Source organism: Bradyrhizobium australafricanum, from assembly GCF_020329495.1.
GTDB classification, from domain to species: Bacteria; Pseudomonadota; Alphaproteobacteria; order Rhizobiales; family Xanthobacteraceae; genus Bradyrhizobium; species Bradyrhizobium australafricanum.
The window spans coordinates 115,782-141,810 of record NZ_JAGKJL010000021.1; the positions used below are offsets into that span (position 1 = coordinate 115,782).

Consider the following 26,029-nt stretch of genomic DNA (forward strand, 5'->3'; position numbering starts at 1 on the left):
TTCTTGTCGAGCAACGACAAAAATGCGCGTCTTCCTTTGAGGAAAGATGCTCTCCCTATTGATTCTCGAACACGGACAGCCACGCGAGCGGCACTCACCATCCTTGTAGGCAATTCCGCGCTTTTGGGTTGCCCTGTCGGCACTGAGCTGGGCCGGGTAATTGCAATCAGCGCTTGGCTGATCTAGGTTCGCTTCAGGCCTCTTTCTTTGGTGGGCGTTCATCACCCTCAGAGATGCCACCGCGTACGTCGGCAAGCTGCCCGAGGCGAAACTTACCCTGCCGGACGGGCAAGCCGCCATGGAAGCGCTGATCCTGGTGGCCGAGAGCGGCGGCCCGGTGATGCTGGCGCGGATCGGCGTCATGCGGCATTGAACCGCAACCAAGTCCGCGAATTCAATCCGACGCGAAAGGATCCGCACCGGGGCCGGCACAAGCTCAAGAGGATTCAGCCATCGCCGTTTTCGTCTATGTCCACATCAGGAAGCCGGTCGGCGAGGTTAAACACCGGGGGGTCTGCAAACCGGGTTGCCGCGGAAACGTGCAGCTCCTCACCCCGACCCTCTCCCCGCAAGAACGGGAAGAGGGAGAACAGCCAGCCTCAGTCGATCACCTGGACGATCTTCTGCTGCTGCGGGTCAACCAGCACCACCTCGTCGCCGATGGCGAGATAGCGGTAGTTTGCGAGCTCCGGATGGTTGCGCGCCAGTTCTTCCGGCACCGGCTGCAGCGACAGACAGTTCGACGCGGAGGTTCCGCCGCCGGCCGAAGGCGAGGTCGAGCCGACCGTCGTCGAAGAGCTCCGCACCAATTCTCTGAACCGTCTGCGCGTGTCATCGCCGATGACGATATGATCGCGGCTGTAAGCGGCTGCCCTGCCGTAACCCGGTCCGTCGTCGAGAATATCGACAACCTCGCGCCGCCGCGGATCGATAATGGCAACGCGGTTGTCGATCACCGTGTATTCGTAGTCCCGGTATTGCGGCATAATCCGCACGATATCGGGCGGCAACCGGCGCGCCTGCACGCCCCGCGGCAACCGCGTGCCGACATTGACCTGAACATTGAGCTTTTGGCTGGTGGCAGTCCTGTCGCGCCGCAACTGATCGACGACTTGCCGGCGCTGATCGTCGTTGAGCGCGGCCGAGGAAGTCTGGCCGTTCGATTGGTCCGGCTTTTGGCCAGTCTTATGGGTCTGTGTGTTGTCTGCCGGCCGCGCGTTCTGCTGCGAGGACGTGAAGGGCTGGGCGGCCTGATCGCGTTGCTCCTTGCGATCGCGATCGATCTGCTGCTGGGTCTGCTGCTGCTTCGTATCGGCCGGCCTGGTGGCGTCCTGCGCGCGGTCCTGCTTGGCCTGACCCTCGCGGCCCCGCAGCTTTTCCTCAGCCTGTTGCTTCTGATCGGCAGCCGGCTTGGCATCGCGGCCCTGCTGCAGTTCCTTCTGCTGCGCCGTGCTCGAGGGAGCGCGCTCGCCACGGCTGGGCTGATCCTGGCTCTGCCGGGTCGGTTCCTTGGACTCGCGGCCCTGCGGCTTCTGCGCCTCCTTACTGCGCTCGGCCGGCGACCGGACCTCACCGCGCTGCATATCCTTGGTGCCACCCTTCGGCTCGGACTGCGCGCGCTCCTTGATGCGATCGGCCGCGCCGCCGCGATCCATCTCCTTCGACTGGGCGGCTGGACGGTCCATTTCCCTAGACTCAGACGCCGGTGACTGGGCGCGGGGGCTCTCCTCGCGCTTCTGCGAACCTTCCGGCGATTGCGCAATGGCGGGACCAGCGCCAATCACCAACGCCATCGCCGTCATGTAAAGCCAATTAATCCTCATGGGAGAATCTCCTGTTGGTTCCCCCCGTCTCGGATTCGGCAAACTAGCTTGCCGCGTTTGGTTCCACCATGACGACGGTCAACGGGGCCGAGGCGATCCGCGCAGCGGGAGGACCAAATTCCAGGCAAGTGGCTGGTAGCCCGCTGGCGGACGGTGCAGCCTTTTCTTGACGCCTGGAAGAAGGTAGCTGCAAACAAAGGTTTGGAATTGTAGGCGGCCGGTTAGCTAGGCGCCGAATTGTTGAAGCGGGATGGGGCGCGGCTTTCGGAAACTCTGGCGGAACTTAGCGGCTGATTTGCGTTTATGACAGCCAGAATAATTTTGTTGATAGGAACGAAAGCTGGCGCTCCTCATTCCTTGGCATGACCCGGTTTTACTTCCATCGACACCTGAACGGGCAGGCGGTAATAGATCAGAAGGGTGTAGTGCTTGACGACGCCGGCGCAGCATGCAGTTACGCTGTGCGTCGCATGCCAGGTGCGCTTAGTCGAGCTCTTGGCCAGCAACGACCTGATGTTCACGCGGCGACAGAAATTTCCAACGGCACAAGAACCCTCTATATTATCAGGGGGAAAATCGTCGTGGAGAAAAAGTAGATTGTCGTCTGTCCATTAGCCTCGATGCAATATCACCGATCCGCCGCGTTTTCTACGCGCTGATCCCGCCACATTTTGGGTAGCGCGGTCGACGTGTCGCGTTCATTTGCATTGATAGTACGTCGCGATGGTGCTCCGAGTGACTCGCCCTCTTCGACGCCTCGACGAACGATGTATCACCCACCTGTTTAGCCTGCCTGCTACATCAACAGCCTGTTACAAGACGTGTGACGACGGCTGAGATCGGCAAGATCCCGCAAGCTATTACGACTTAGCGAGACGTTCGTGCTAGCGAGGCTAAGATCTTAGCACAGCGATGATTTCCGGCACGAAGCAAAGAGGCGCGGCTTCCTCCTGTCGAACAATGCCATTGGACCCATTTGATGCATTTAAGGAGCTCACGACGAGCCTCCGCCAGCGTGGCTCGATCAATTCGGACTGAACGTGGGACAGTCGACTTTCGAACACTGGTTCTAGGGGCAACGCGGAGGTTCAGAGCATTGATCCAGGTTTCTGGCAGCAAATTCGACGGCATATATGTTGATGACAGTCAGGGTGTCACGGCCATTTCGGGCTACCTTGCACTAGGCGATCAATAGAGAAGTGGAGATTCGCATGTGCGATTATAGCCTGCATGCTGTTGCATCCCGTCCGGCCAAACTTGGTGACACGCTAATCGCAACCGGCTTCCATGGCACAGCCACGCGCGGTTTTGCTGCGATGGGGCAGCCCGCCGTCGCTGTGTACCTGCTTCCAGGGACCGAACTCACGTTCGATCACGATGTGAAATACAGGTGCAACCGTTTTTTCACGAGAAGCGAATACAGCTGGATCCGCTCCGCCGGCTTTAGCATGGCTCGGTTTTGCAAAATTGACCCACTTGCCTCGGATCCTCACCGTGATGCCCTGTCCTTTCCAGATGGAACGATGGTTCTCGTGAACATGTTGGAGGAGTGGCAGTGCGCCCGTGTAATCCAATTGCCTGTTGTAGAGCGGCAGCGGCAAGAGAGTACAATCGACATGCGCGGCTCGCGTGGTTCGCTTTCTGAGGCCCACCCTGCGGGTGGCGCTCCAGAGCTTATGAGATTTTTTGAGACGAGCGAAAGCGTCGCCGGCAGAGCAGTTAAGCTGCACTACTATACGTGACCACGTGTCAATTACATGACTAGGTGTCAACCGGGAAACGAGCGTGCTCGGCCTTGTTGATGATCATGGCCGGCAATGACGAGTTACTGCGGATCAGCCAGGCCTAAGCCTCGCCACGACGCCGAGCCGGATGGCTTCTGAGAGCTGGCGTACTTCAAGCCGATCCATCATGCGCGCGCGATGTACCTCAACGGTACGCACGCTCAGGCCGAGCTCGTATGCAATCAACTTGTTGGGACGACCAGCCATCAGCCCGTCAAGGACGTCCCGCTCGCGTGGGCTGAGGCTTGCCACCCTCCGGACTGCGTCGGCGCCCTCGCGATCGCCCGTGATCTGGGACTCCTTAGTGAATGTCGCCTCGATTGCCCCAAGCAACGCGTGATCGCTGTACGGCTTTTCTATGAAATCGCTGGCACCCGCCCTCATCGCCCGGACTGCCGTTTGGATGTCGCCCTGAGCGGTGACGATAATGACCGACAGGTCGCTCCGCATCCGGGTCAACTGTGCCTGGACTTCCAGCCCGTTTGTGTCTGGCAGACGGACGTCAAGCAGCACGCATGCCGGTTTGAACCCCATGGCGGCTGCCAAGAACTGATCCGCTCTCTCGAAGGTAACTGGCTCGAAATTGGCGGAACTCAATAACCGTTCCAGCGAACGAAGCACTGCTTCGTCGTCGTCGAGAACGTAGACGGTTCGCTCAATTGGCATCGCCTACACCTTCGGACGGAATGGTGAAGCGGAAGCTGGTGCCGCCGCCCGCCTTTGACTCTGCCGTCAACTGTCCGCCATGCGTCTCGATAATCCAACGTGAAAATGGCAGGCCAAGTCCCATGCCATTGTGCTTGCTTGAAACGAACGGCTCGAAGAGCCGGCAGGCTATATCCTCGCTGATTCCGGGGCCGACGTCAGCGACCGTAACCTCGATCATCCCATCGTCTACTACTCTTGTCGCCAGAGTAATTTCGCGCTGTTCCTGATCTGCCATCGCTTCAAGCGCATTGCGAATGAGATTTACCAGGACCTGTCGGATTTGGACCCGACTTACAAATGCGTGCGTGGCTCTAGCGTCTAGTTCAAACTTGAGGTTTGCCCCGGGCGGAGCAGCACTGCTCAACGCGAGCTCGCCGGCTTCTTCAATCATCAAAGACAATGCTTCAATTCGTCGTTCCTTCTCCTCTGGTCTGACGAGTTGGCGGTGCCGCCGGAGGATTTCGCTTGCTCGAAGCGCCTCGGCAGTCGCTTCGCTCGCAACGTCTCGCGCTATCGCGAGGCTGGCGGGGTCCGTGCGGTTCAGAAGCCGCTTTGCCGCATTCATCGAGTTGATGATGGCTGTGAGCGGCTGTGAGAGTTCGTGGGCAATCGACGCAGCCATGTGGCCAGCTGCCGTGAAGCGCGCCATACGAAACATTTCGTCCCGCAAGCTCCGGAAGCGGAGATCGGATTGCTCACGTTCGAATTTTTCCGCCATGAGCTTTTTGTGTGCCGCGGCCAGTTCGATTGTTAGCTGCTCCAGGCGTCGTTCGAGAGTTTCGTTGAGGTGGCGCGATTCTGCCTCGGCATGATTCTCCAAGCTGAGATCGCGGCTAACGGTTGCGACGTTCATCGGTTGCCCGGTTCGCGGATCGTCGATCCTGAAGCAATCCACAAGGAACGGCATCGGAAGTCCGGACCCGAAGTGCACAAGATCGAGTTCTCCTTTCCATTGACCGGTACGCAGCACCAAGGGCCAAATCGTTTTTCGGACGACCTGCCGGTTTTCGCGTGATACGAAGTCGAGTACGCGAAGTCGCAATGCATCGTCGGGCGTGGCAAGACCCACCGATTGTAGGCCAGCCGGGTTGACGTATTGAATATGACCGCTCAATGAGGCAATGCCTATAAAGTCAGTCGATCGCTGCGCCAACATGGTGAATCGTCTCTTGTCGGCATCGCCCAACCAGTGCGGGAACGCGATCGCCGCCTGATTAGCCCCGATAGTGAGCAGCAATCGTTCCGCTTTGGTTGGAAACGCGGCGCGAAAGGAGCCGGCAGCAAGCACAGCATACTCGCTTAGCCCGATTGGTGCGGTTGCGACCTGCAGGTTGCGGCCGCTGGATCCGTTGGCGACGACAAACCCCTGATCGCCGCCAAATGTCGCTCTTTCGCGCTTCAGCACGGCCCGTACATGATCCACACTTGCAGGATCCAAGTCAGGATCACAGCGGAGCAGCTCCGTGAGGTGAGTGTCATGATTCTGCAGGATAATGAGGACAAAGTCAGCGCGGAGCATCGTGAATAGCGCGCCGGCGATGCTGTCGCACATCCGCCGCAAATCATAGTTTCGCCACGCCTTGGGAAGCATCGAAAGGGCGACAACGTCGCGCATACAACGCCGCAACTCATCAGGATCTGCAAGGGGATCGGTCCACGGCATTGCGCTGGCCTCGCAGCGACCCGGATGAATTTGATACCTATTTTGCGAGGCCGTCAACTTTCGGGCGGCCCTCATGGCGGTATCCTCGTCTGTGTATTCCAGAATGATGATGCTGCCTATTCCCGAAAACGCAGCGGGGTTCGATACGTCGAGAATAATCAGTGGTGCCTTGATCATTCCGACGGTGACCCGTCAGGCCTTTGGCGATGGTCTACGGTAGGCCCCCTGACCAATCTTGCATTTAGCTAGGTTAAAGGGCGGCCAAGGCGCGGCGTTACTCCTTCCGCTCGACCATCCGGTTCACGACCTTGCCAGATTGCTCTAGAACGCGAGCGCTTTCGGCGAGCACGCGATAGCTATCTGCAAGCGTGCTAAGTTGTTGCCGGGAATGTCGATCAGGGGCAGCGTCGGCAGCCAACGCGCAGTGACGTTCCAGCCGCGAATACTCTTTGGGCGGCTTCCTGCTCGCGTTAATGACGGGAGCGCGCGACCGTTCCGGCTCACCGGATCGATTTCAACAACGCCTCAATAGACCTCATGCCGTATCTAAGTTCCTCTCGAGGGAACGGCTCTTCTTCTTGCGCCCATGAAGATGTCAGGCGGCGGCAGTGGGGCAGTTTGATTGTGGCAGGGTTCCTCACTGCATGTTGCTGTCGAGGGCACACACGCGCGGCGTCAGCTTAACTTGGCCCGCGTGGCATAGCGGCCGATTTGATTGCAGAAGGTACCGCAGTTTTCCGGGTGTGGGGAAAGGCGGTAACGCTCCACTGACTCGAACCCCGCCGCGACGCTTCATCCCTTGGTTCGTTCGGGCGGCTCGAATTTGGTATCACGCCGGGGGGCGATCCCCTCCGCTCGGCTCGCTCTGGCACTTGCTACCCCGGATCGGCTCGCGGAGGCCGTGTCCGTCGATATGATGGGCTACTGGCGGCCGACGCGTCACCAAGGCGCGTATTCTGGAGGCAGTCTGCGAAGGCGTGAGCGAGGAAGCGGCCAGCTTGGCGGACATGAAGAAGGTCGACATGGCAGAAGCTGCCAAGCAGTCGCTAGCCGCGACCGACTGGCTGCGTTCCTTGCTGAGGACGGTTAAGCCGCAAGATCTGGTCGATGCATCCAGCGATTTCCAGGGTGGAGGCATCTTCTCGCAAGCGGCCGAATGAGATTCGCGCCGGGGCCACGCGAAAGTGGCCCGGCACATTGCGGAAGTTTTGGCCTCGCGCCTGACCGCGCGCGGTCGTTTTCGATGGAAGCAAAGCCGCGACTGTCCGAAGGCCCCGACTAGGCGCTGCGCCTGACCTCGGCTGTCATCAGGCTTTCCAGCTCTTTTCCGGCTTCTTCTTCGGTCATGCCGCTTACAAGAGCAACTTCTTCGGACAAGCGATCAACCGCCGCCGTGTAGAGTCGCCGTTCAGCGAAGCTCTGGTCTGGGCTATTAGCGCGTCGGTGGAGGTCGCGCATCACTTCAGCAATGGCGACAATATCACCCGAATTGATCTTGATTTCGTACTGTTGAGCAAGTCGAGGCCAATTGCCCCGTCCCCTATGAGGTGGTTGACCCAGGATTCGTCGTATGTGCTGGATGGAGCCCGGATTGGATAGGTGACGCATACCGGTGTTTGTCGCTTTGCTCGTTGGAACGCGTAGCGTCATCTTGCTCTTTGCGAAATAGATGACAAAGAACTCGAGACGAACGCCGGCCACCGTCTGCTCTTCGAGCGCAACGATTTGTCCGACGCCGTGTGCAGGGTAAACGATCGAGTCAGTTGCTTTGAAGCCAAAGCGCGTTTCAGGGGGGCCGGCCCTTCAGGTGGCGATTAACCCGCGGTAGGCTTGCTCGTACTCTCTCGCCATCCGGCCCGCCGAGAAGCGCGCCTCGAACCGGGTGCGTATCGTCTTCCGATCCAATCGATGGAGCTCGCCCACCGCTCTTGTCGCCTGTTCCACATTCTCGACGATGAAGCCCGTTACACCATCCTCGACAACTTCCGGCACGGAGCCGGATCGGTAGGCGATCACGGGCGTTCCGCAAGCCATGGCCTCGATCATGACGAGACCGAACGGCTCGGGCCAATCAATCGGAAACAGGAGGGCCGCCGCCTCGGCCAGAAATGGTTGCTTTTTTGCCTCATCGACTTCCCCCACCAGGTGAACCGCTCGGCCATCGATCAGCGGCTCAATGGTTTTCTTGAAGTATCGGGTCTCACCGCGAGGAATCTTGGCCGCGATTCGCAGCGGCTTTCCAGCCGCCTGGGCGATTCGGATTGCATCTTCGGGACCTTTCTCCGCGGTGAAGCGGCCGAGAAACGCCAGATAGGATCCCTGCTCATTCGACGGGTTGAACAGATGCGACGGCAGCCCATGCTGAATTGTCGCGATCCAGTTCGCCCCCGGAAGCGGCAGCCGCTGATGCTCAGAGATCGAGACGAACCCCGCTTCCGGAAACTGACGCACAACGTCAGGAAGGCCCGGGAGGTCCAATCTGCCATGCATTGTGGTCAGGAAGGGCACGGAGAGCCGGCCAAGCAGCGGAAGCGGCAGCCAATCGATGTGAGCGTGGATCACATCAAAGTCCTTCGCGCGTCGCGCAACGGCTTCCAGGAGCATGGCACAGGCTGCACTGGGATCGACGCCCTTACGTCCTAGGCGCAGGGCGCGCGGCCATACGGGATGCAACTTGCCCTTCGTCCTGGAATCTCCACTTGCAAACAGCGTGACGTCGTGTCCGAGCCCGACCAGCTCGTCAACCAACCACGCCACCACGCGCTCGGTGCCTCCGTAGAGCTTCGGGGGCACGCTTTCAGCGAGGGGAGCAAGTTGAGCGATGCGCATCAATGGATCCGTTAGATAGGAAGCATCGCTCCGAGGAGCAAGACGATGGCCGCTGAAGCGAGTTCAGCAATGACCAGCAGCGTCCACTCCGGTCTTGCGCTGCCGGTCACGGCGTGCCTGACGAGCTCCTCCATCAGCCTCAACATTCGTCCTTGGGAAGACGGTCGAGATAAGCCAGGCCGAATCCAGTGAGTTCATCGGCTTCGCTCACGTTCGCTTCCCATCTCCCTTGAAGGTGACGCTCCAGCAGACAACGACGGCTGTCCGCAATGTCGACATCGCGATGTTTTGCCCGATAGAGGCACCAAACCGTATCCACCACGCTTCTGAGCGGCACGTCGTCGACCATGTATCGGCTCCAGCAAGAAAAATACTGTGAAGCCAACTCGCGCTCGGGCCGATGTTTCCAGTTTTTCCTGACACTCGCGCCTAGTAACTTAGTCGGACGCTCTGTGGCGCAGACCTCGAGTGCTCCCCAGGATGCCGACCCTGTGGTTAGGATTCACGCCGACGAAGAATTCGCGCTGCTTCCTCAAGACGTCATCTCTTGTCGAGGTCGGACCGCCACACCGCTACTACAAAGGAGGGGCCGCTCCGAAGGAGCGGCCCCTGTGTAGCGGCTACCAGCCGCCGGCGCCAAAGCTGAAGCCGACGCCGGTGCCGCTGTCGTAATAACCATAGCGGCGATCATAGTAGGCGGGTCCGCCGTAGGAACCGTAGCTCCGGCGCGCCACATAGCCGTCATCGCCGTAATAGCGCTGGACGTAGCGGGGACCATGGCTGCGGAAGCAGCGACCGTACTCGTTGCAGACGAGCCGGACCTGGCGAATGCCGGAGACTTCGGGCGAGGTCACTCCGGAGGGGCTGAGGGGAGCTGCGGTCGCAGCCGATCCCAAAAGGGCGGCGCCAAGGACGCCCACGGCGATGATCTTCATGATTGTCTCCTCTTCTGATGAGATCAGTCGATCTCTTCGATGATGCGACGTTCGTGCGGTTCGACGATGTAGGTACGGCTGTCGCGATTGATGTACCGATATTCTCGCAAGGTCGGCGCGTCTCGGTAGACCTCGTCAGGGAATGCTTCGATCTCAACGTCGTCCGGCACGCGCTCGCCGGTTCGGATTTCGGTGCGAACCGTGCTGCCGGTGGTGCGCCGCTCGCGCTCAACTGGGCGCGCCTTGGCGTTCTTTCGGATCACTTCGCGATCGCGATCGCTAAAGGTCGTCTTGCGCTGCTCGGAGCGCGCCGGCGCCGCCGCCGTTGCGCGGCCCGAATACGGCATGACCGCAACGATCTTGTAGCTGGACGGCTCCACGATCACGATCTCGTCCTTCACCAGGACGAAGTCGTAGCCGCGATACTGCGGAACAATTTCGACGACCTCGGCTGGTAGCGGCTGCAGGCGCACGTCCCGAGGCACGGCGGTGCCGACCGATAGCGAGAAGTTCACGTTCGTCAGCGGCTGGACGTTGAGGTGCGAGATCGATGTGCTGATGCGGGTGCGCTGCTGGTCGTTAATGTTAACGGCAGCGTTCACGTTGGTATTCGACGAACGGTCGGTCGAGTCCCGCTGGCTGTTCGGCTGCTGGGCCGTGTTAGTCGAGCCGCTACCGGTCGGCGACTGGGCCTGATTGCTGTTGTTCGACGCCGGCGGATTTGCGCTCTGGGTCTGACCGGTCGAAGGCGAGTTGGTCTGCGCCTGGTTTGACGGCGGATTGCCCTGGTTTGATGGCTGGCTGGTCTGCGCCTGGCTGGGCGAGTTGCCCGAGGCCGGTGTCTGCGCAGTGTTGGCGCCGGTGTGGGATGATTGGGCCGCGGGAGGGGACGACTGTGTTTGAGCAGAATTGGTCGAAGTGGCGTTGCCCTGAGCGTGTCCCGAAGACGTCGTGGCAGACGACGATGGCGTCGTGCTCGAGGAGGGCATCGTCGTCGATGTGGAATCCTGCTGACGCTGCGCGGCTGGCGGATGCGAGTTCGTGGTGCTCGGAGAGGTCTGTGCAAAGGCCGATGTCGCGATCGCTGCCGCGGCAGTGGTAGCCAATAATAAACGCCTGTTCATTTGAAAACTCCCTGAATGTGGTGGCCAACAACAATGCTTGACGCGGCTAGTTCCAACTCGGGATATGTTGGCAATAGCTGTGGCCTGTTCGAAAAACTAAGAAGCCTTGCTGAATTCGAACTCAAGCTCAGCAAGAGCTATCGCGTCGGGAAAAAGTGGAACGTTCCTCGAAATCCGCCGTTGGGACGCACCACGAGCATCCACTGGAGGAGGACATTATGGAGAAGCTGATCGTGTGCGGCGCTCTTGCCGCCTTTGCTCTCGGCACCCAGGCCGCCAGCGCCGCCGAGTTCTACATTGTGCGCGACGCATCGACAAAGAAGTGCACCGTTGTCGACACCAAGCCGACGACCACCACGACGACGGTCGTGGGTGACGGCGTCTACAAAACCAAGACCGAAGCCGAGTCCGCCGTGAAGACCACCAAGATCTGTACAGAGCAGTAGATTCGCTCTGAGGCGGCCTGGAGCGCTGACCATGTCGTCACAGGTATTGAGCTGCTAAGCTTGTTTAAGCGAAAGGCGCGCTTCCCCCTAGCGGGCCTTTTTGCGAGAGGGGCGGCGGAGCTGACCCGTCGCGACCTCGATCCGTTCATTCCAAACCAACAGTGAATTGAGTAGAATTAGAGACGACGTTGTGTGCACAATGGACAGGGAAAAGGACAGGGTCGCTACTCGTCCATGCCAGCGAATGATGCAGGAGGTTCGCGCACTTCGTCGGGCCGCTTCATAGGGATCGACTATCCGATCCAAAAGGCGAGCGGTGCAACCCAGCGGAATGACATTTAGAACGTAATCGATGGAATTGTGGCGCGAGGTCGCGGCTGCCCACAACCGGTGCTCCCGATCGTCAGTCGTCACCTTTACCAGTGTACGTGGTTCGCATTCATGATGGGCTCCCGGGTCATCATGCTTAGTGCGCTACCTGAGCTCTTCTGGGAATCCAGAAAATTACCGAAAGGAAATTGCGCTTAGTGAGTAAGTTGCGACATTGGCGTCGATCTCGTCAGCAACATCTGTAGCTCTCGAACTCGCTAGCAAAGCGCGCCGCTGGCATTGAAGGAACGGTGGCCATTCTGGCGCGTCGCGATCTGGTTTCGAGCCGCATGCGCGGAAACGTCAGTACCACGATCTCGCCGCGGTGAACTTCGCGTATTGGTGACTGAATCTCCGAGCGATCCTCGCATCGAGCGCCCAAACAAAAAGGCTTACAGGGAGGAGGACGATCGGTGCTGCGCAAGATCAGGGTCTGAACGAGACACAAAAGGCCCCGGCTCCGAGGAGCCAACGCCGGGACCAGAGGCGATGTTGGGAGCGGCTCGCTTTTAGCGTCCCAGCCCCGTTCCTTCGCCGTCAAGTTCCGCGTTCACGCTGGATCCGGTCGTTGGTGAGTGGCTGGCCGGCAGCATCAAGGCGCGTCCAACCTGACCGTCGCCACCCCGTTGTGCGCTTGGTCATGTCGACGACGCCCGATCGAGCGCAGCCTCGGTTCGCAAGCGATCCTGCTCGTTGACGCGCGCGGAGACGAGCGTGCCGCCGCGACGAACGCCTTCGTCGTATCGCGAGGCTTCATCTTCGGACACGCCCGCCTGGGTTAGCGCGCCGATGACCCCCGCCCGTCGCAGCGCCGCCGACGGCGCCCGCCGTAGTGGAAACAAGCACGATGTTCTATTACTCACGTGACCGCAGGGCGAGCATCCCCAAGCGCCCGGACCGATCCGGGAAGCGGCGTGTTTGGTCCATGCGCGGCGCCCATTCGACGGTGCCGGTGCTGGCCAAGGGCAAGACCGATACGGCACGCGGCTCGGCGATTTGGCTTGGCCCAGCATGATCCGGATGACTGGGGCCACTTCTTCAGAGTGAATTGAGGCGGCCTTTGTCGCCCCTCACAGTTGAAGTCGTCACCAATCGGTTCTTAGTTGATACCGTTGCTTCAATCTAAACGTCGTGGCTCCCGCGGCGTGCTGGATTCGGTTGAGATCGGCGCCGTCCCTGACCGTCGCATGAAGTCTCCATTCCGCGCTCGATGGAATAACTTCCACATGGCACACATATTCACCGCCGGGAAAACTGCGAATCTCGCGCAGCGCGATCAGCTCCAGGTCCTTCACCGATATTGGCGTCCTCATGCCGTCTAAGCCTTGCCGTCCACGTTGCCTTGAACGATCAGGCCGCTTGGGCTGGCCGAGCGAGATCAGCCTGCAGCCGTTCCAGGTTCCGCTTCTCTTCCTCGATCCGTTTCGCGAACGTCTTCCGCTCCTGTTCCGATTGGGCCGTGTCCAACAAAAACTGATAGTGACTAATAACCTTCTGGCTTCCACGTATCAGAAATTTCGTCGTGCTCATGGTGAGGCACCTTTCGATCGACTGGCCGTGCCGAGTGGTTGTTCATGAACGAGAAGGGGAATGTCAGCCGCCAGATTTTCCATCGCCGACGATTCCTCGGACAGACGTCGTTCGATAAAGTTGCGCTCGAGGTCGCTCAGCTGTGTGCTGAGTAGCCATCGATACCGCTGGATGTTGTTGCGATGCGCCCGAAGCAGTTCGAGCTGGCGGTCGACGATCTCGCGCTTTTCTTTTGTCGAGACCTGCCGGGCGCACCAGCGGGCTTCGATCCTGTCCACTATTTGTTTCGGAAGGTTGATGTCGTTCATGTCACCCTCCTAAGCGGCGAGCGGACGCGCGGTTGAGCGAAGACGACGGGGTCTACCTCCCGGCGGATGATGAGGATCGCTGCCGAGACGGCATAGGGCGTCGAGACTAGCCTCGAGCTTCACCGGTGACCGTAAATCCCGAGGTGCCCGAAAGTCTGGGCGGCACGGAATCGCGGCAGCATCAGACGCCCATGACGCCAAGAGAGCGCGTTTTTCTTCCGTGGTCAGTGACAGATCCGCCAGGACATCTCGGGGATGATTAAACCGCGCCTCTTTGCGGTCAGATGTGTTCAAGGAAATGACGTTCGCGGTCGTCGGCCGCATGTTTGCCTCCGTTCCAAGACGAGAATTGAATGATTGAAGCCGCGTGCGGCAGATCCGGCGCGGCTTCGCGGCTGTCAGGCTGCAGCGGACTCGAGCTGTTGCGGCCGGCTCGGCTGCGTGATTGCGATCCGCCGCGGCTTCATGGCTTCCGGAATTTCGCGCGCCAGCTCGATCTTGAGCAGACCATTGTCAAACGCGGCATCCTTGACCAGAACATGGTCGGCCAAGCTAAATTGCCGTCGGAATCGGCGGGTCGAGATACCTTGATAGAGGTAGTCGCGGTCCGCTTTTTCGACTTTGTTGCCTTCGATCGTCAGGACGTTCTGCTCCGCCGTCACGGAGATCTCGTCCGGCGCGAAGCCTGCGACCGCGAGCGCGATCTGATAGCGGTCATCCGAAAGTCGTTCGATATTGTAGGGCGGGTAGTTGTCTTCGGTGGCTCGCTGGGCCGTTTCGGCAGGTCGAAAAGGCGATCGAATCCAATTGTCGACCGGAACAGGGGAGAGAAGTCATATGTGCGCATAGCCAAATCCTCCAGAGAGCAAGATGGGTATGAGAAGCACCGGACACGACCGGTGCCCGTTTGCCTGAACCCGTTTGGCGTCCAGGGCGCCGGCACCCTTAACGGATGACGTGCGCGGAGATGGAATTAGAACGCGATTTGGCGGTGTCAAGAACGTCCAAGCAAAAAAAATGCACAGCGGATAATCGGCCTTTGCGCCGTTCAGGACAGCGCGTCCGTCGGTGCAGCGCCGGATGCGTCAGGGCCTTTTTTCCATAGGAACGAAGCGCATCCACTGGCATTGGTCGCCTTGTTCGGTGCCGCACCGCTACCGGCACCTAGACGCCCAGCTACAAACTTGGCCCCAGCTTCCACGGTCGCTGGGGCCGCTTCTTTATCCGCGCAGCCTCAGACTTTTCTCTCCAGCGGATTTTCCCGAATTACGCCGCGCGGACTATCCATCTCGTAGCGCACAAGACGCAAAGTAGCCCTGACACCTGCGGCGTTTGCCTGCGCTCGGATCTTATCGACGGTTCGTGGTCGCCTGCGGTCCGAAGGGCGAACTGGCTAGGACAGCACGCTCGAGGCGCAGGCGATAGCCGTCGTACGTGATCTCGTGGAATCACTCCGGGCCGGCCGGGCACCTTTCCCACGGTCTGCAGGCGGAACTCGAATTTGGGCATGCCAGCACGATACGTACCTAGTGCTGGATTTGCGAATCCAAACGAGGCGGCCTCAGCAAACCTTGGAGGCCCTAGGGCAATTGCTGAGGCCGCGATGACCAGTCCCTCGTTACGAGAGTGGTCAGTTCGATCGCACTCCGAATCCGATGAGGAGACAAGCGCTAACCGGAGCGCCGCGGCGCGCCGCCGGGAAACAGTGGCAGCATTATCACGGGGATTAACGTGGGTTATTTCACCCCGTGCAAACATCTGCAACGCACGATGGTGTTGGATTGATGTTGAAGAGAGTTTTGTCCGCTAAGCCATGGTCCCAAGAGGACGTCCCGAGAATGCGTCAGGATTTAAAAGTTTGATGATGAACAACGGTCTCTTCTGAACGATCATTTCACCGTGCGTTTAGGGCGGCCTTGACGCATTGCGAATGCTGCCGGCCGGCCCCGACCTCCGCCGCGCGAATTCGGTTCCTCAGCCCCTTCGCTACTATCTCAGCGTGTTCTTTGGTCAGCTTTTCAGCAAAGTGGCCATCTTTCTTGATTTGTGTGGGTCCCTTGAGTTCGCTGTCGTAGACCATCCAACCAGTGCTTCCCTGCGCGCGGTCGCATCGGGGACCGCGCTGCACGCGGACGGGCTTCTTCATTTGGAAACGACTGCCAAGCTATTGAATTTACTGGAGCGCGTTCGTGATACTTTTTCCAAATGCGCCTTGAAATCGTTGAATAATCAAACTGATTTTGATTCCGCCATTCGGACCTCCCGCCTCCCTGGCATGCGAGCGCGCTTCATACGAGATACGTCGCTTGTCCAACTGTCTGGCAGAAAGAGACGTAACGCGACCATCACTGGCACTTCGCCGCGCAAGCGTTAAAGATACCAGCGTTTGGCAATTTGCCGTTTTACCGAGAGCCGACGCGTATGTGTACTCATAAACGTTGGCTTGCGGTCATAAAGCGGAAGTCGCCCGGTCTGCCCGCCAAGGGCAACTTTTGACCCAGCTTGAAACATCGCAGCTCTTTGCGTTTGATGTTATGATTGGGCACCAACGGCGGTGCAGCATCTGGGTTTCGGGGAGCGGCCATTGGGGCCTAAAAACGAGTCGGGATTTCAACTCAAGCCGTTGGCCAGCGAGCGGGCTCTGGAGCGCGCCGAGCGACTGGCCAATCTTCTGGCCTCCATCGTCGAGTCCAGCGACGATGCTATTGTGAGCAAGAATCTAGATGGCATTATTACGAGTTGGAACAAGGCGGCCGAGCGCATTTTCGGTTACTCGGCCACGGAGGCTATTGGTCAGCCCATTACACTCGTGATTCCGCAAGACCGGCTCAACGAAGAACGAGAGATTTTAACCCGCATCCGACGAGGTGAGCGCATCGACCATTTCGAGACTGTCCGGCGACGTCGGGATGGTAGCTCAATCATCGTTTCGCTAACTGTTTCTCCTGTCAAAGACGCACACGGCAACATCGTCGGCGCATCAAAAATTGCTAGAGATATTACCCAGCAGAAGCGAACTCAGGAGCAGATTAGCATTCTGGCTCGCGAGGCGGAGCATCGAAGCAAGAACATCCTTTCTAACGTACAGGCAATTATCAACCTTTCTCAGTCCGACACCTCCGAGGGCCTCAAGGAAGTGATCAGCGGGCGCATCCAAGCGATGGCAAATGTTCACTCGCTGTTTGTTGAAACGCGGTGGATAGGAGCCGAAGTCTCGGCGATCGCCAAGCAGGAGTTTGCCCCTTACCTCGAAGAGAGTCACCAGAAGCGGATTGTGATGGAGGGGCTGCAGACGGTGTTAGAACCCATCGCTGCGCAGGCGATTGCTGTTGTCCTGCATGAGTTAGCAACCAATGCTATCAAGTATGGAGCGCTATCCAACACAAGAGGCCGGATAGAATTGGCCTGGTCGCGCGCCGAGGATGGACAGCTGGTGCTCCGCTGGACCGAACTGGGCGGACCGAGGGTAAAGGCGCCCCAACGCAAGGGATTTGGTAGTCGGCTCATCGAAGGGACGATCAATCCACTTGGCGGGAAGGTGCTCTTTGACTGGCGCGCGGAAGGGCTGGTTTGCGAAATCGCCGTTCCGACGTGAGATGCCAATCGAGCTTCGCTGCTCTCGCCGCGACAACTTCTGCTTATGGCCGATTCTGTTGAAAATGGCGGCTGTTGCGACGCAGAGATATCGGTGATTCAGTCTGTCTAGTTGGCGGGACTGAAGATCATGATAGAGCATCGGCAAGTCGAACAGGCCGCGTTGTTCTATGAGTTCTCGCTCGAAAGACATATCCCGACTGATCACTTGCTGCGGTTGATTGACAGGTTTGTCGATCTTGAACAGGTCCGGCGGGACCTGGCGCTTTTCTACAGCAGCATCGGTCGGCCTTCGATCGCTGATCATCCGGATGCCCCTGATCGGTTACTGCTTCGGTATCCGATCGGAGCGGCGTCTGTGCGATGAGGTTCACCTCAATTTGGCCTACCGGTGGTTTTGCCGGCTCCGTCTGGATGGGGCGGTGCCAGATCATTCGACATTCTCCAAGAGCAGGCATGGGCGCTTCCGGCAGAGCGACCTCTTCCGTCGCGTGTTCGAGAGCGTGCTGTGCCGCTGCATCGAACGACTGGTCGGCGGCGAAGGATTTGCAGTCGATGCGAGCCTAGTCAAGGCCGATGCAAATCGGCAGAAGGCGATCGAAGGCGATAAGGGACTTAGGCAACGACGGCAATCCGGCAGGCGGAGGTATTGACCGCTAAGCGCATGATTGAGCGGTCACTGGAGCGGTTTGATCTCTATCCGAGCCGGCTCCTCGGCGACAGCGGCTATGGCTCGGCCGAGATGCTCGCTTGGCTGGTCTATGAGCATCGAGCCGCACGTTACAGTCTTCGACAAGTCGGCCCGCACAGGCGGGATCTTCTCGCGCGACGATTTCACCTACGACCATGCTGGGGACATCTATCGTTGCCCTGGCGGCAAATTTCTTACCACGACGGGAACGTTGGTGAATGATGGTGCCACCATGCCTTACCTCGCCAGCAAGCGCGATTGTGATCGATGCACATTGAAGGCTCGGTGTTGCCCCAAGCAGGCCTCACGGAGCGTGCCGCGCTCGATCTACGAGGGCGCTCGCGACATGGCGCGCCACATCGCGAGATCGTGGGAGGGAGGCACCTCGCGCCGGCTCCGCTTGTTGGCGCACCTCAAGCGCATTCTCAAGCTCGACCGTTTGCGTTTGCGAGGTCCAAACGGGGCGCGCGACGAGTTCATCCTCGCAGCCACCGCCCAAAACCTTCGAAAGATGGCCAAGCTGATCCCGATGCCCACCCCGAGGCTCGCATAGGGTCGGTAGAGCAGTTCGGCCACGTCGCGACGGAGCTATTACAACGAAATACTGCCAGCCTTTTTCGACGGAATCGGTCATATGCAAACATTCTTCACCCCGGCCCGCGCGCTCTCGGCTTCGGCTCGGCCAACGGTGCGACCTCGACCGTGGCGCTCTCTGTAGCGCGCTCTCGTTCAATACTCAGCCGCACTTGCTGACCGACCGCGGTCAGCCCGATGAGGTTGCGCATTTGCGTGGCGCTGCGGATCGGGATGTCGTTGGCCTTCAGAATGATGTCGCCGCGGCGAAGGCCCGCGCGCTCTGCGGGCGAGCCGGGACTGACCTCCTTGATACGGGCCCCCTGCGTCACACCCGCAGCGGGCGCCTCGAGATCCTCCAGCGCAACGCCGATGCGGCCACGCTCGACCCGCCCTGTCTGCGCGAGCTGCTCCATCACCTTGCGGGCCATGTTGATGGGTACCGCGAAGCCAATTCCCACATTGCCTCCTCCCGGAGAGATGATCGCCGTGTTGATGCCAACGAGTTCGCCGCGCAGATTGATCAAGCCGCCACCGGAGTTCCCGGGATTGATCGCAGCATCAGTCTGGATGAAGTCTTCATAGCCGTGCTTGCCAAGGCCGGTGCGCCCGAGCGCGCTGACAAGGCCTGACGTGACGGTCTGGCCCAGGCCGAAGGGATTACCCACCGCGATGACGAAGTCGCCGACCTGAAGCGCGTCGCTGTCGCCCAGCGCGATGGCCCTCAGCCCGACTGGCTCCTTGACCTGTAGTAGCGCGATATCGGTCGGCGCATCGCGGCCGACCACGCGACCGGCAAACTTTCGGCCATTCTTGGTTCTGATCTGCACTGCGGTCGCGTTGGCAACAACGTGGTTTGCCGTCAACACATAGCCGCGCTGGGCGTCGACAATCACGCCCGATCCGGCGGCGTTGATTTCCTTCTCCAGCTGCTTCGGAACGTCGAAGAACTCCCGGAAAAAGGGATCCTGGTACAGCGGATTGTCCTCACGCACGCGTCCCTGCACCGAGATGTTGACGACGCTCGGCGTCACCTCCTTGACCAACGGCGCAAGGGTTGGCACGCGGCCGATGTTGATGTCTGGAATTTGGGCGAGAACTGGTGGTCCGGAAAGGGTTAACACCAGCGTCGAGCCGAGCCCGAGTCGCGCAAGCCCACGCAAGTATCGCATCGTTTCTCTCCGGCAGCACACCGCGTTTATCGCCCCGTCCTCCGGGGCGGTGGCGGCGATTAACTGGTTGGCTCAAGTCGACTGTTCAAGAGCCTTCAGTGCATCGTTCGGATGAGGCGCCAAAATTTTCGTAGAAGCTCTTGCACGGATTTTGTGCGTTACCTAAGTCGCTTCCGCCCGGGGACCGGTTCCGGACCCGGATTTTTGACATCGCTGACCTAATCAGGAGGATGTGCATGCATTTCCGTCCATTGCACGACCGCGTGCTCGTGCGCCGCATTGATGCCGAGGAAAAGACCGCTGGCGGCATCATCATTCCCGACACCGCAAAGGAGAAACCGCAGGAGGGTGAAATCGTCGCCGCGGGCCCTGGCGGTCGGAATGAGCAAGGGCAATTGGTGCCCCTCGACGTTGATCCCGGCGACCGCGTGCTTTTCGGTAAGTGGTCCGGTAACGAAGTGAAAATCGACGGCCAGGACTACCTCATCATGAAGGAAAGCGATCTTCTGGGCGTGGTCGACAAGGCCGCCTCGCTCAAGAAGGCCGCCTGAGCAAGCTGGAAGCTGACAGTCATTCGAGAAAGGAGCAGATAATATGGCTGCCAAAGACGTGAAATTCTCAACTGAGGCCCGCGAGCGGATGCTGCGCGGCGTCGATACGCTCGCCAATGCGGTCAAGGTGACGCTTGGTCCCAAGGGACGCAACGTCGTCATCGAGAAATCCTTCGGCGCCCCGCGCATCACCAAGGATGGCGTCACTGTTGCCAAGGAAATCGAGCTCGAAGACAAGTTCGAGAATACGGGTGCACAGATGGTGCGCGAAGTCGCCTCGAAGACAAACGATCTCGCCGGTGACGGCACCACGACGGCGACCGTGCTAGCCCAAGCCATCGTCAAGGAAGGCGCAAAATCGGTCGCCGCCGGCATGAACCCGATGGACCTCAAGCACGGTATCGATCTAGCGGTCGAAGCCATCGTCAAGGACCTGCAGGCGCATGCCAAGAAGGTCACCTCAAACGAGGAAATCGCGCAGATCGGCACCATTTCCGCCAACGGCGACACCGAGATCGGCCGTTTCCTTGCCGATGCCATGCAGAAGGTCGGCAATGAGGGCGTGATCACCGTCGAGGAAGCCAAGAGCCTCGATTCCGAGCTCGAAGTGGTCGAAGGCATGCAGTTCGATCGCGGTTATGTCTCGCCCTACTTCGTGACCAACGCAGAGAAGATGCGGGTCGAGCTCGAGGATCCCTACATCTTGATCCACGAGAAAAAGCTCTCCGGGCTCCAGACCATGCTGCCGCTGCTGGAGGCGGTGGTGCAGTCGGGCAAGCCACTGCTCATCGTCGCCGAGGACGTCGAGGGCGAAGCACTCGCGACTCTTGTCGTCAATCGGCTGCGCGGTGGCTTGAAAGTGGCAGCCGTCAAGGCGCCCGGGTTCGGCGACCGCCGCAAGGCCATGCTCGAGGACATTGCGATTCTCAGCGGCGGAACGGCGATATCGGAGGATCTCGGAATCAAGCTCGAGAACGTAACCCTCAACATGCTCGGACGCGCCAAGAAGGTCGTCATCGACAAGGAGAACACGACCATCGTCAACGGCGCAGGCGCCAAGAAGGACATCGAGGCCCGCGTCACCCAAATCAAGGCGCAGATCGAGGAGACCACCTCCGACTACGATCGGGAGAAGCTGCAGGAGCGTTTGGCGAAACTCGCTGGCGGCGTCGCCGTAATCCCCGTCGGCGGTGCCACCGAGGTCGAAGTCAAGGAGAAAAAGGATCGCGTCGACGATGCAATGCACGCAACGCGCGCCGCGGTCGAGGAGGGTATCCTGCCCGGAGGCGGCGTGGCGCTTCTGCGCGCGTTGAAGGCGCTCGATGGTCTCAAAGCTTCTAATGCAGATCAGAAGGCCGGCATCGATATCGTGCGTCGCGCCATCCAGGTTCCTGCCCGGCAGATCGTCCAGAACGCCGGTGAAGACGGCTCGCTCGTCGTCGGCAAGCTGCTCGAGAACGCCGACTACAATTGGGGCTTCAACGCAGCCACGGGAGAGTACCAGGACATGGTCAAAGCGGGCGTGATCGACCCTGCCAAGGTCGTCCGCACCGCGCTGCAGGACGCGGCTTCAGTCGCCGCCTTGCTCATCACGACGGAGGCACTGGTGGCCGACAAGCCGAAGAAGGCGGAGACGGCACCTGCCGCGCAGTCCATGGACTTCTGATCAACCCTGAGCCCGGCCGGCGACGGCCGGGCTCATCCGATCCACCACGAGAAAGCAACGATAGTACCAAGGAGCTTCAGATGAGCAGGCGCATGCAATCTCCACCACCCAACGGCGGGGCGGCTGTGATGCATTGGCTCATGTTCGCCCTCAGCCTTCCGACCATCGCTTGGATCAGCTTGCCGAAATTAGGAGGATGAGATGACAAGAAATGATACCCTTTCCGCTCGTGCTGAGACTTCAGCCCGCCGGGCCCGAATGATGATTGCGGGCGCGTTCGCTTATGCGGCAATGCTGCTCCCGGCGGGTGCCTGGGGCCTGGACGGTCCGTCAAAACAGATCCCCGAGCGCGCGAACCACCTTCTGCCGCTTCCGCCCATCCGCTATCTGGATTCGATGCAGTGGATGAGCTGGAAACCGAGCCCGCCGCTGTTCAAGATGGACACGCTGCTGTTGCCAGACAGCAATGAACCCAATGTCCTTCGTCTTCCGTCCGACCTCGAGGGGACTGCCCCCCGCGTGAGCTAATGCTCCACGCGCGGCCCGTCTATGGGTCACGCAGCTTCCCTGGCGCTCGAGGACGGCGAACCTGTGCCTCAACCGCGCTGCCGAATGCGGGGCCGGGTGCATAATTCGCTTTAGCACTTGTTAACGACACGGACGTCAGGTCAGGTTATGGGACCAAAGCCCTAAAAAATTTTTGGGACCCTCTTGAAACCAAAAACGACTTTGCTAATTTTTTTGTCGCCGCCAAACGGTGGTGTCCGGGCGCCTCATGGGTCCGGCCGTTGAGACGGGCACCGGTCGTGTCCGGTGCCGCTCGTAACCATCTTGCTCTTTGGAGGATTTGGCTATGCGCACTTATGATTTCTCGCCCCTTTGGCGTTCGACCATTGGCTTCGACCGCCTTTTTGACCTCGCGGAAATGGCCCAGCGGGCCGGCGAGGACAACTATCCGCCCTACAATATCGAACGGCTGTCTGAGGACCGCTACCAGATTTCGTTGGCGGTTGCAGGTTTTGCGCCCAACGAGATCGCGATCACGGCCGAACAGAACGTGATCACTATTGAGGGCAGCAAGTCGGAGAAGGCTGAGCGCGATTTTCTCTATCGCGGCATCTCCACCCGCAGCTTCAAGCGGCAGTTTAACCTGGCGGATTACGTTCAGGTCAAGAGCGCCGCATTCGACAACGGCTTGCTCAAGATTGAGCTGGTCCGGGAAATCCCGGAAGCCATGAAGCCGCGCCGTATCGCAATCAACGGCGTATCGGCCGACAATGTCCAGAAATTGGAAACCAAGGCAGCCTAAGCAGGCTCCGACCGGCGCCGCGCGAGGCTTCGCGCGGCTGCCGCTCGTCGTCAATGCAAAGGAGGATACCATGCGGCCGACGACCGCTGACGACAACGTGTTTGACTTCAACGCGCTCCTGCATCCCGGCACCGCTTTCGAACATCCCAGGGATGTCGTGTGCCATGCCGGCCTGACGACGGCCGAGAAGCGGGCAATTCTGGCATCCTGGGCGTCCGACGCATCGGCGATAGCATCATGCCCGTCGCTCCGCTCGCCCGCCGGACTGAAGAAGCCCGTATCGATCGACGAAATCCTCGAGGCCCTGTGCGAACTCGACGGCGGCCCCCGGAATCCTCCGGGTGGAAAGCCTTGTCGGTTGGGCTCAACCGAACGTACCTTGGCCGCCTGAGCCGGAAGGGGACAAGTGATGATCGAGGGAAATCTTGAACGCCTGCGTGCTCATCGCGCCAATATTCGGCGCTACCGCAGGCTGCTCGCGACGCGGCTGTCGGACCTGGAGCGAGCGTATATCGCACGCCGGATGAGCGAAGAGCAGCATTCCGTGGAGGCTCTTTTGCACGAGACGTTTCCCGATCGCCTCTCGCTGCAGACGGATCGCCGACGAACAATGAACCTGGAGATGGCTCGGCTGCTGCATCCAGCCGAGGCGTTTGCTCATCCGATGGACGTTGTCGATGATTGCGACCTCACCTCGTTCGAGAAACGGGCCATTCTATCGCTTTGGGCCGCGGATGCTTGCGCCGTGAAAGACGATCCAGAATTGAACTGGACAATCGATGGAGCTGTGAGCTTCGACGACATCGTGGATGCCCTGCGCCTTCTGGAGTCCGATTCGGATCGAAGGACCAATGGCTCCAACCGAGAAGGCCGACGTTTTGGCAGCCATGAGGCGGACGATAGTCCCGCCCTGTAGACCGATGCTTTCGTTGCTCTGCCGCGACCCTGACGAGAGCGCGGCAGAGGGGGGAATTTGTTGAGCGCTGCGAGGGGGGAAATGTCTCAAGCTGTTTCTCAGAAATTGCCGTCGCTCGGCACCGGGCTGACGAAGTATTTAACGGAAATTAGACAATTTCCGATCCTCACTCGGGAGGAAGAGACCACCCTTGGTCGGCGATGGCGAAACCACGGCGATCGTGAAGCGGCTTATCGCCTGGTGACAAGCCACCTGCGTCTCGTTGCGAAAATCGCCATGCGATATCGAGGTTATGGGCTACCCATTGCCGATATCATTTCCGAGGGCAATGTCGGCCTGATGCAGGCCGTGCGGCGATTCGATCCGGAGCGGGGCATCCGCCTTTCCACCTATGCCATGTGGTGGATCAAGGCAACGATCCAGGATTTTGTTCTTCGCTCCTGGTCGCTGGTGAAGATCACGGCGGACGCTGCCCAGAAGAAGTTATTCTTCAAACTGAGGCAATCGAAGAGTGCGATCTCCGCCTTGGAGGACGGTGAGCTGAGGCCAGAACAGGTCAAGACGATCGCCGCTCACCTCAAGGTACCCGAACGTGAAGTCGTGAATATGGACCGTCGCCTGCGTGGCGACCTGTCCCTGAATTTACGTCACAAGGATGCCGGCGACGTCGGCGATGCCCTCGAACGGCTGGTTGATCCTTCGCCTACTCATGACGTGACGTTGGCCGAGGACCAGGAACTGGCTCAACGGCGCCAAGCTCTGACAGCAGCCATTGAGAAGCTAAGCCCCCGTGAAAGGCATATCTTCACAGCACGCTATTTGAGTGAAGATCCCCCGAAGCTCGAAGCGCTTGCCTTGGAGTACGAAATATCGCGCGAGCGTGTCCGCCAAATCGAGCAACGGTCATTTGAAAAGGTACAGTCCGCGATGCTGACAGGAGGAGCCTGTCTGAAAAGTCCATACAACATTCGAAGGAACGGTAAACACAGTTTCGGCTCAGGCGCTTGACTGTACGATGCTAACGCCATTCATTCTTTGTCTAATGACCGCGAATAGCATGGCCGCGGCAGGAGCCATTTGCGCGGCACGACATATCTTGCTGCTCTTCGCGCATGGGACCGATAACGACCGTGCCATTCCGCAGATCGAGCAGCCAGGCAAGAGCGGGGCGGGGCGACGCCTCCGATGTCCGAGATGCGCTTAGTTCGGTCATGCCGCAAGCAGGTGAGGATCGTGGTCCTGTGGCTGATGTGTTCGGCAACGTTTACATCAAGTGTATCGAGTTCATGGCGGGCCGAGCGGCAGAGCGCATGCTGCTGGATGGCGAGCCTGCGCTGCCGGTGGATGATCTTCGACAGGCTCGCGAACTGGCTATGCTAATCTGTAGGAGCGAAGAGGCGATTGAGAGCTTCATTGAGCGCTGCGATTTGGCGGCCCGCGATTTGCTGATGCCTTACGGCGAGTCGTGATGGCGCTGTCTGTGGTTCTGCGCATCAAGCGAACGCTGGATGGCGCGGAGATCGATCAGATCATTCGGAATGTGGAGGCGCGGAAGGCGTTGGCGGTTGAGCATCGGCGTCGGGCCGATTGGCGCAAGAGCGAGTTGGCGGCCAAACGCTTTCGAGCCGCATGTGTGTCGTAGCCTTGCCGGAAAGTGCACCACTAGATCAAGTGCGTAATCGGAACGCCCTCATTGGCGCGCCGATGTCGGCTCTTGGTGCTCGCGTCGCCAGAGACGCTCAGCCCGTCAGGCCGGTCAACGTGACGCGCTGCGGCAAAAACATGCTTGCTGCAGCGCGTCACAATTCGGAAGTATCGGTATGCACTCAATTTCCGGTGCTCCCTGCGTGTGCAGGAACGCACTTCATAGGTTTGCATTGATCTGTTGTTATTTAGATTGTTGAGTGAGGCCGATCATGCGTCCGCTTTCTGGAATGATCGCGATTGCAACAGTCCCGACGTTGATCGCAATTCAGGCTACCCCTGCTGTCGCGCAGTCCTTCGACGACAGGTGGTCTGTCATTCCAAAGGCTCATGC

26 protein-coding genes and 4 pseudogenes are annotated in these 26,029 nt (G+C 59.5%); 15 read left to right on the plus strand and 15 right to left on the minus strand.

Going from position 1 to position 26,029, the window contains the following annotated elements:
• Nucleotides 1–599 precede the first annotated feature (599 nt).
• Nucleotides 600–1,823: a DUF1236 domain-containing protein gene (locus J6525_RS20320; RefSeq protein ID WP_225646018.1), complete on the minus strand. Its 1,224-nt coding sequence runs from the start codon at nt 1,821–1,823 to the stop codon at nt 600–602.
• Between the two features lie 362 nt (nt 1,824–2,185).
• On the opposite strand from J6525_RS20320, the gene J6525_RS47515 reads away from it, so the two are divergent.
• Nucleotides 2,186–2,419, plus strand: coding sequence for a DUF6894 family protein (locus J6525_RS47515; protein ID WP_376708539.1), 234 nt, complete (start codon nt 2,186–2,188; stop codon nt 2,417–2,419).
• 615 nt (nt 2,420–3,034) lie between these two features.
• A complete protein-coding gene (locus J6525_RS20325; RefSeq protein ID WP_225646019.1) occupies nt 3,035–3,565 on the plus strand; it encodes a hypothetical protein in 531 nt (176 codons plus the stop codon).
• Between the two features lie 93 nt (nt 3,566–3,658).
• Here the strand turns inward: J6525_RS20325 and J6525_RS20330 are convergent, their stop codons facing one another.
• Nucleotides 3,659–4,273, minus strand: coding sequence for a response regulator transcription factor (locus tag J6525_RS20330; RefSeq protein ID WP_225646020.1), 615 nt, complete (start codon nt 4,271–4,273; stop codon nt 3,659–3,661).
• Entirely contained in the window at nt 4,263–6,155 is a 1,893-nt protein-coding gene (locus J6525_RS20335) for a PAS domain-containing sensor histidine kinase (RefSeq protein WP_225646021.1), read from the minus strand. The genes J6525_RS20330 and J6525_RS20335 overlap by 11 nt, the downstream gene beginning before the upstream one ends.
• An 821-nt stretch (nt 6,156–6,976) precedes the next feature.
• On the opposite strand from J6525_RS20335, the gene J6525_RS47265 reads away from it, so the two are divergent.
• Nucleotides 6,977–7,138, plus strand: a complete 162-nt coding sequence (locus J6525_RS47265) for a hypothetical protein (protein WP_312009809.1) — start codon at nt 6,977–6,979, stop codon at nt 7,136–7,138.
• Nucleotides 7,139–7,256: 118 nt separating this feature from the next.
• Here J6525_RS47265 and J6525_RS20345 read toward each other — a convergent pair whose 3' ends face one another.
• The 6 genes and pseudogenes from J6525_RS20345 to J6525_RS20365 all read right to left on the minus strand — a co-directional run bounded on the left by J6525_RS20345 (nt 7,257) and on the right by J6525_RS20365 (nt 10,866).
• Nucleotides 7,257–7,586, minus strand: coding sequence for a CarD family transcriptional regulator (locus tag J6525_RS20345; RefSeq protein ID WP_376708540.1), 330 nt, complete (start codon nt 7,584–7,586; stop codon nt 7,257–7,259).
• Between the two features lie 3 nt (nt 7,587–7,589).
• Nucleotides 7,590–7,739: pseudogene (locus J6525_RS47520) on the minus strand (CarD family transcriptional regulator); the annotation flags it as partial.
• Nucleotides 7,740–7,781: 42 nt separating this feature from the next.
• A complete protein-coding gene (locus J6525_RS20350) occupies nt 7,782–8,807 on the minus strand; it encodes a glycosyltransferase family 4 protein (RefSeq protein ID WP_225646022.1) in 1,026 nt (341 codons plus the stop codon).
• A 139-nt stretch (nt 8,808–8,946) separates the two neighbouring features.
• On the minus strand, nt 8,947–9,156 hold the full coding sequence (locus J6525_RS20355; protein ID WP_225646023.1) for a hypothetical protein: 210 nt from the start codon (nt 9,154–9,156) through the stop codon (nt 8,947–8,949).
• 271 nt (nt 9,157–9,427) lie between these two features.
• A complete protein-coding gene (locus J6525_RS20360; protein WP_225646024.1) occupies nt 9,428–9,742 on the minus strand; it encodes a hypothetical protein in 315 nt (104 codons plus the stop codon).
• A 23-nt stretch (nt 9,743–9,765) separates the two neighbouring features.
• On the minus strand, nt 9,766–10,866 hold the full coding sequence (locus J6525_RS20365) for a DUF1236 domain-containing protein (RefSeq protein ID WP_225646025.1): 1,101 nt from the start codon (nt 10,864–10,866) through the stop codon (nt 9,766–9,768).
• A gap of 218 nt (nt 10,867–11,084) precedes the next feature.
• Here J6525_RS20365 and J6525_RS20370 point away from each other — a divergent pair, with 218 nt between their 5' ends.
• Entirely contained in the window at nt 11,085–11,312 is a 228-nt protein-coding gene (locus J6525_RS20370; protein WP_225646026.1) for a hypothetical protein, read from the plus strand.
• A 1,454-nt stretch (nt 11,313–12,766) separates the two neighbouring features.
• Here J6525_RS20370 and J6525_RS20380 read toward each other — a convergent pair.
• The 5 genes and pseudogenes from J6525_RS20380 to J6525_RS20400 form a co-directional block, all read right to left on the minus strand.
• Complete coding sequence (locus J6525_RS20380; protein ID WP_225646027.1) at nt 12,767–12,976, minus strand: hypothetical protein; 210 nt, start codon at nt 12,974–12,976, stop codon at nt 12,767–12,769.
• Between the two features lie 231 nt (nt 12,977–13,207).
• Complete coding sequence (locus tag J6525_RS47270) at nt 13,208–13,519, minus strand: hypothetical protein (protein WP_312009810.1); 312 nt, start codon at nt 13,517–13,519, stop codon at nt 13,208–13,210.
• Between the two features lie 398 nt (nt 13,520–13,917).
• Nucleotides 13,918–14,366, minus strand: a pseudogene (locus tag J6525_RS20390) (Hsp20 family protein).
• Nucleotides 14,367–15,413: 1,047 nt separating this feature from the next.
• Nucleotides 15,414–15,665 carry a hypothetical protein gene (locus J6525_RS20395; RefSeq protein ID WP_225646028.1) on the minus strand — a complete coding sequence of 84 codons (252 nt, stop codon included), beginning with the start codon at nt 15,663–15,665 and terminating at the stop codon, nt 15,414–15,416.
• 125 nt (nt 15,666–15,790) lie between these two features.
• Nucleotides 15,791–15,941 (minus strand): annotated as a pseudogene (locus J6525_RS20400) (transposase); the annotation flags it as partial.
• A gap of 162 nt (nt 15,942–16,103) precedes the next feature.
• Between J6525_RS20400 and J6525_RS20405 the strand changes: the two are divergent.
• Entirely contained in the window at nt 16,104–17,114 is a 1,011-nt protein-coding gene (locus J6525_RS20405; RefSeq protein WP_225646029.1) for a PAS domain S-box protein, read from the plus strand.
• Nucleotides 17,115–17,243: 129 nt separating this feature from the next.
• Nucleotides 17,244–18,357: pseudogene (locus J6525_RS20410) on the plus strand (transposase).
• 94 nt (nt 18,358–18,451) lie between these two features.
• On the opposite strand, the gene J6525_RS20415 reads toward J6525_RS20410, so the two are convergent.
• Complete coding sequence (locus J6525_RS20415) at nt 18,452–19,549, minus strand: trypsin-like peptidase domain-containing protein (protein WP_225646030.1); 1,098 nt, start codon at nt 19,547–19,549, stop codon at nt 18,452–18,454.
• Between the two features lie 236 nt (nt 19,550–19,785).
• Between J6525_RS20415 and groES the strand changes: the two genes are divergently transcribed.
• From groES to J6525_RS20460, 9 genes are all read left to right on the plus strand, one after another.
• A complete protein-coding gene (gene groES, locus J6525_RS20420) occupies nt 19,786–20,100 on the plus strand; it encodes a co-chaperone GroES (protein ID WP_176936894.1) in 315 nt (104 codons plus the stop codon).
• Between the two features lie 43 nt (nt 20,101–20,143).
• Complete coding sequence (groL, locus tag J6525_RS20425; protein ID WP_225646031.1) at nt 20,144–21,766, plus strand: chaperonin GroEL; 1,623 nt, start codon at nt 20,144–20,146, stop codon at nt 21,764–21,766.
• 201 nt (nt 21,767–21,967) lie between these two features.
• Nucleotides 21,968–22,294, plus strand: a complete 327-nt coding sequence (locus tag J6525_RS20430; RefSeq protein WP_225646032.1) for a hypothetical protein — start codon at nt 21,968–21,970, stop codon at nt 22,292–22,294.
• Between the two features lie 325 nt (nt 22,295–22,619).
• Entirely contained in the window at nt 22,620–23,075 is a 456-nt protein-coding gene (gene hspD, locus J6525_RS20435; protein WP_225646033.1) for a small heat shock protein HspD, read from the plus strand.
• Nucleotides 23,076–23,145: 70 nt separating this feature from the next.
• Entirely contained in the window at nt 23,146–23,466 is a 321-nt protein-coding gene (locus J6525_RS20440; RefSeq protein ID WP_092083072.1) for a hypothetical protein, read from the plus strand.
• 18 nt (nt 23,467–23,484) lie between these two features.
• Nucleotides 23,485–23,991, plus strand: coding sequence for a hypothetical protein (locus J6525_RS20445; RefSeq protein WP_225646034.1), 507 nt, complete (start codon nt 23,485–23,487; stop codon nt 23,989–23,991).
• Nucleotides 23,992–24,072: 81 nt separating this feature from the next.
• Nucleotides 24,073–24,999 carry an RNA polymerase sigma factor RpoH gene (gene rpoH, locus J6525_RS20450; RefSeq protein ID WP_225646035.1) on the plus strand — a complete coding sequence of 309 codons (927 nt, stop codon included), beginning with the start codon at nt 24,073–24,075 and terminating at the stop codon, nt 24,997–24,999.
• A 233-nt stretch (nt 25,000–25,232) separates the two neighbouring features.
• The gene (locus J6525_RS20455; RefSeq protein ID WP_225646036.1) at nt 25,233–25,460 is read left to right on the plus strand and encodes a hypothetical protein; all 228 of its coding nucleotides are present in this window, start codon (nt 25,233–25,235) and stop codon (nt 25,458–25,460) included.
• A complete protein-coding gene (locus J6525_RS20460; protein ID WP_162136634.1) occupies nt 25,460–25,633 on the plus strand; it encodes a hypothetical protein in 174 nt (57 codons plus the stop codon). The genes J6525_RS20455 and J6525_RS20460 overlap by 1 nt, the downstream gene beginning before the upstream one ends.
• The last annotated feature ends 396 nt before the right edge of the window (nt 25,634–26,029 follow it).

Coding starts and splice junctions, on each gene's coding strand:
- J6525_RS20460 (WP_162136634.1), top strand. CDS start 25,460: ATGGCGCTGTCTGTGGTTCTGCGCATCAAGCGAACGCTGGATGGCGCG.
- J6525_RS20355 (WP_225646023.1), bottom strand. CDS start 9,156: ATGGTCGACGACGTGCCGCTCAGAAGCGTGGTGGATACGGTTTGGTGC.
- J6525_RS20320 (WP_225646018.1), bottom strand. CDS start 1,823: ATGAGGATTAATTGGCTTTACATGACGGCGATGGCGTTGGTGATTGGC.
- J6525_RS20415 (WP_225646030.1), bottom strand. CDS start 19,549: ATGCGATACTTGCGTGGGCTTGCGCGACTCGGGCTCGGCTCGACGCTG.
- J6525_RS20345 (WP_376708540.1), bottom strand. CDS start 7,586: ATGCGTCACCTATCCAATCCGGGCTCCATCCAGCACATACGACGAATC.
- J6525_RS47515 (WP_376708539.1), top strand. CDS start 2,186: ATGACCCGGTTTTACTTCCATCGACACCTGAACGGGCAGGCGGTAATA.
- J6525_RS20430 (WP_225646032.1), top strand. CDS start 21,968: ATGACAAGAAATGATACCCTTTCCGCTCGTGCTGAGACTTCAGCCCGC.
- J6525_RS20440 (WP_092083072.1), top strand. CDS start 23,146: ATGCGGCCGACGACCGCTGACGACAACGTGTTTGACTTCAACGCGCTC.
- J6525_RS20395 (WP_225646028.1), bottom strand. CDS start 15,665: ATGAAGAAGCCCGTCCGCGTGCAGCGCGGTCCCCGATGCGACCGCGCG.
- J6525_RS47270 (WP_312009810.1), bottom strand. CDS start 13,519: ATGAACGACATCAACCTTCCGAAACAAATAGTGGACAGGATCGAAGCC.
- J6525_RS20445 (WP_225646034.1), top strand. CDS start 23,485: ATGATCGAGGGAAATCTTGAACGCCTGCGTGCTCATCGCGCCAATATT.
- hspD (WP_225646033.1), top strand. CDS start 22,620: ATGCGCACTTATGATTTCTCGCCCCTTTGGCGTTCGACCATTGGCTTC.
- groL (WP_225646031.1), top strand. CDS start 20,144: ATGGCTGCCAAAGACGTGAAATTCTCAACTGAGGCCCGCGAGCGGATG.
- rpoH (WP_225646035.1), top strand. CDS start 24,073: ATGTCTCAAGCTGTTTCTCAGAAATTGCCGTCGCTCGGCACCGGGCTG.
- J6525_RS20360 (WP_225646024.1), bottom strand. CDS start 9,742: ATGAAGATCATCGCCGTGGGCGTCCTTGGCGCCGCCCTTTTGGGATCG.
- J6525_RS20325 (WP_225646019.1), top strand. CDS start 3,035: ATGTGCGATTATAGCCTGCATGCTGTTGCATCCCGTCCGGCCAAACTT.
- J6525_RS20335 (WP_225646021.1), bottom strand. CDS start 6,155: ATGATCAAGGCACCACTGATTATTCTCGACGTATCGAACCCCGCTGCG.
- groES (WP_176936894.1), top strand. CDS start 19,786: ATGCATTTCCGTCCATTGCACGACCGCGTGCTCGTGCGCCGCATTGAT.
- J6525_RS20370 (WP_225646026.1), top strand. CDS start 11,085: ATGGAGAAGCTGATCGTGTGCGGCGCTCTTGCCGCCTTTGCTCTCGGC.
- J6525_RS20365 (WP_225646025.1), bottom strand. CDS start 10,866: ATGAACAGGCGTTTATTATTGGCTACCACTGCCGCGGCAGCGATCGCG.
- J6525_RS20330 (WP_225646020.1), bottom strand. CDS start 4,273: ATGCCAATTGAGCGAACCGTCTACGTTCTCGACGACGACGAAGCAGTG.
- J6525_RS20350 (WP_225646022.1), bottom strand. CDS start 8,807: ATGCGCATCGCTCAACTTGCTCCCCTCGCTGAAAGCGTGCCCCCGAAG.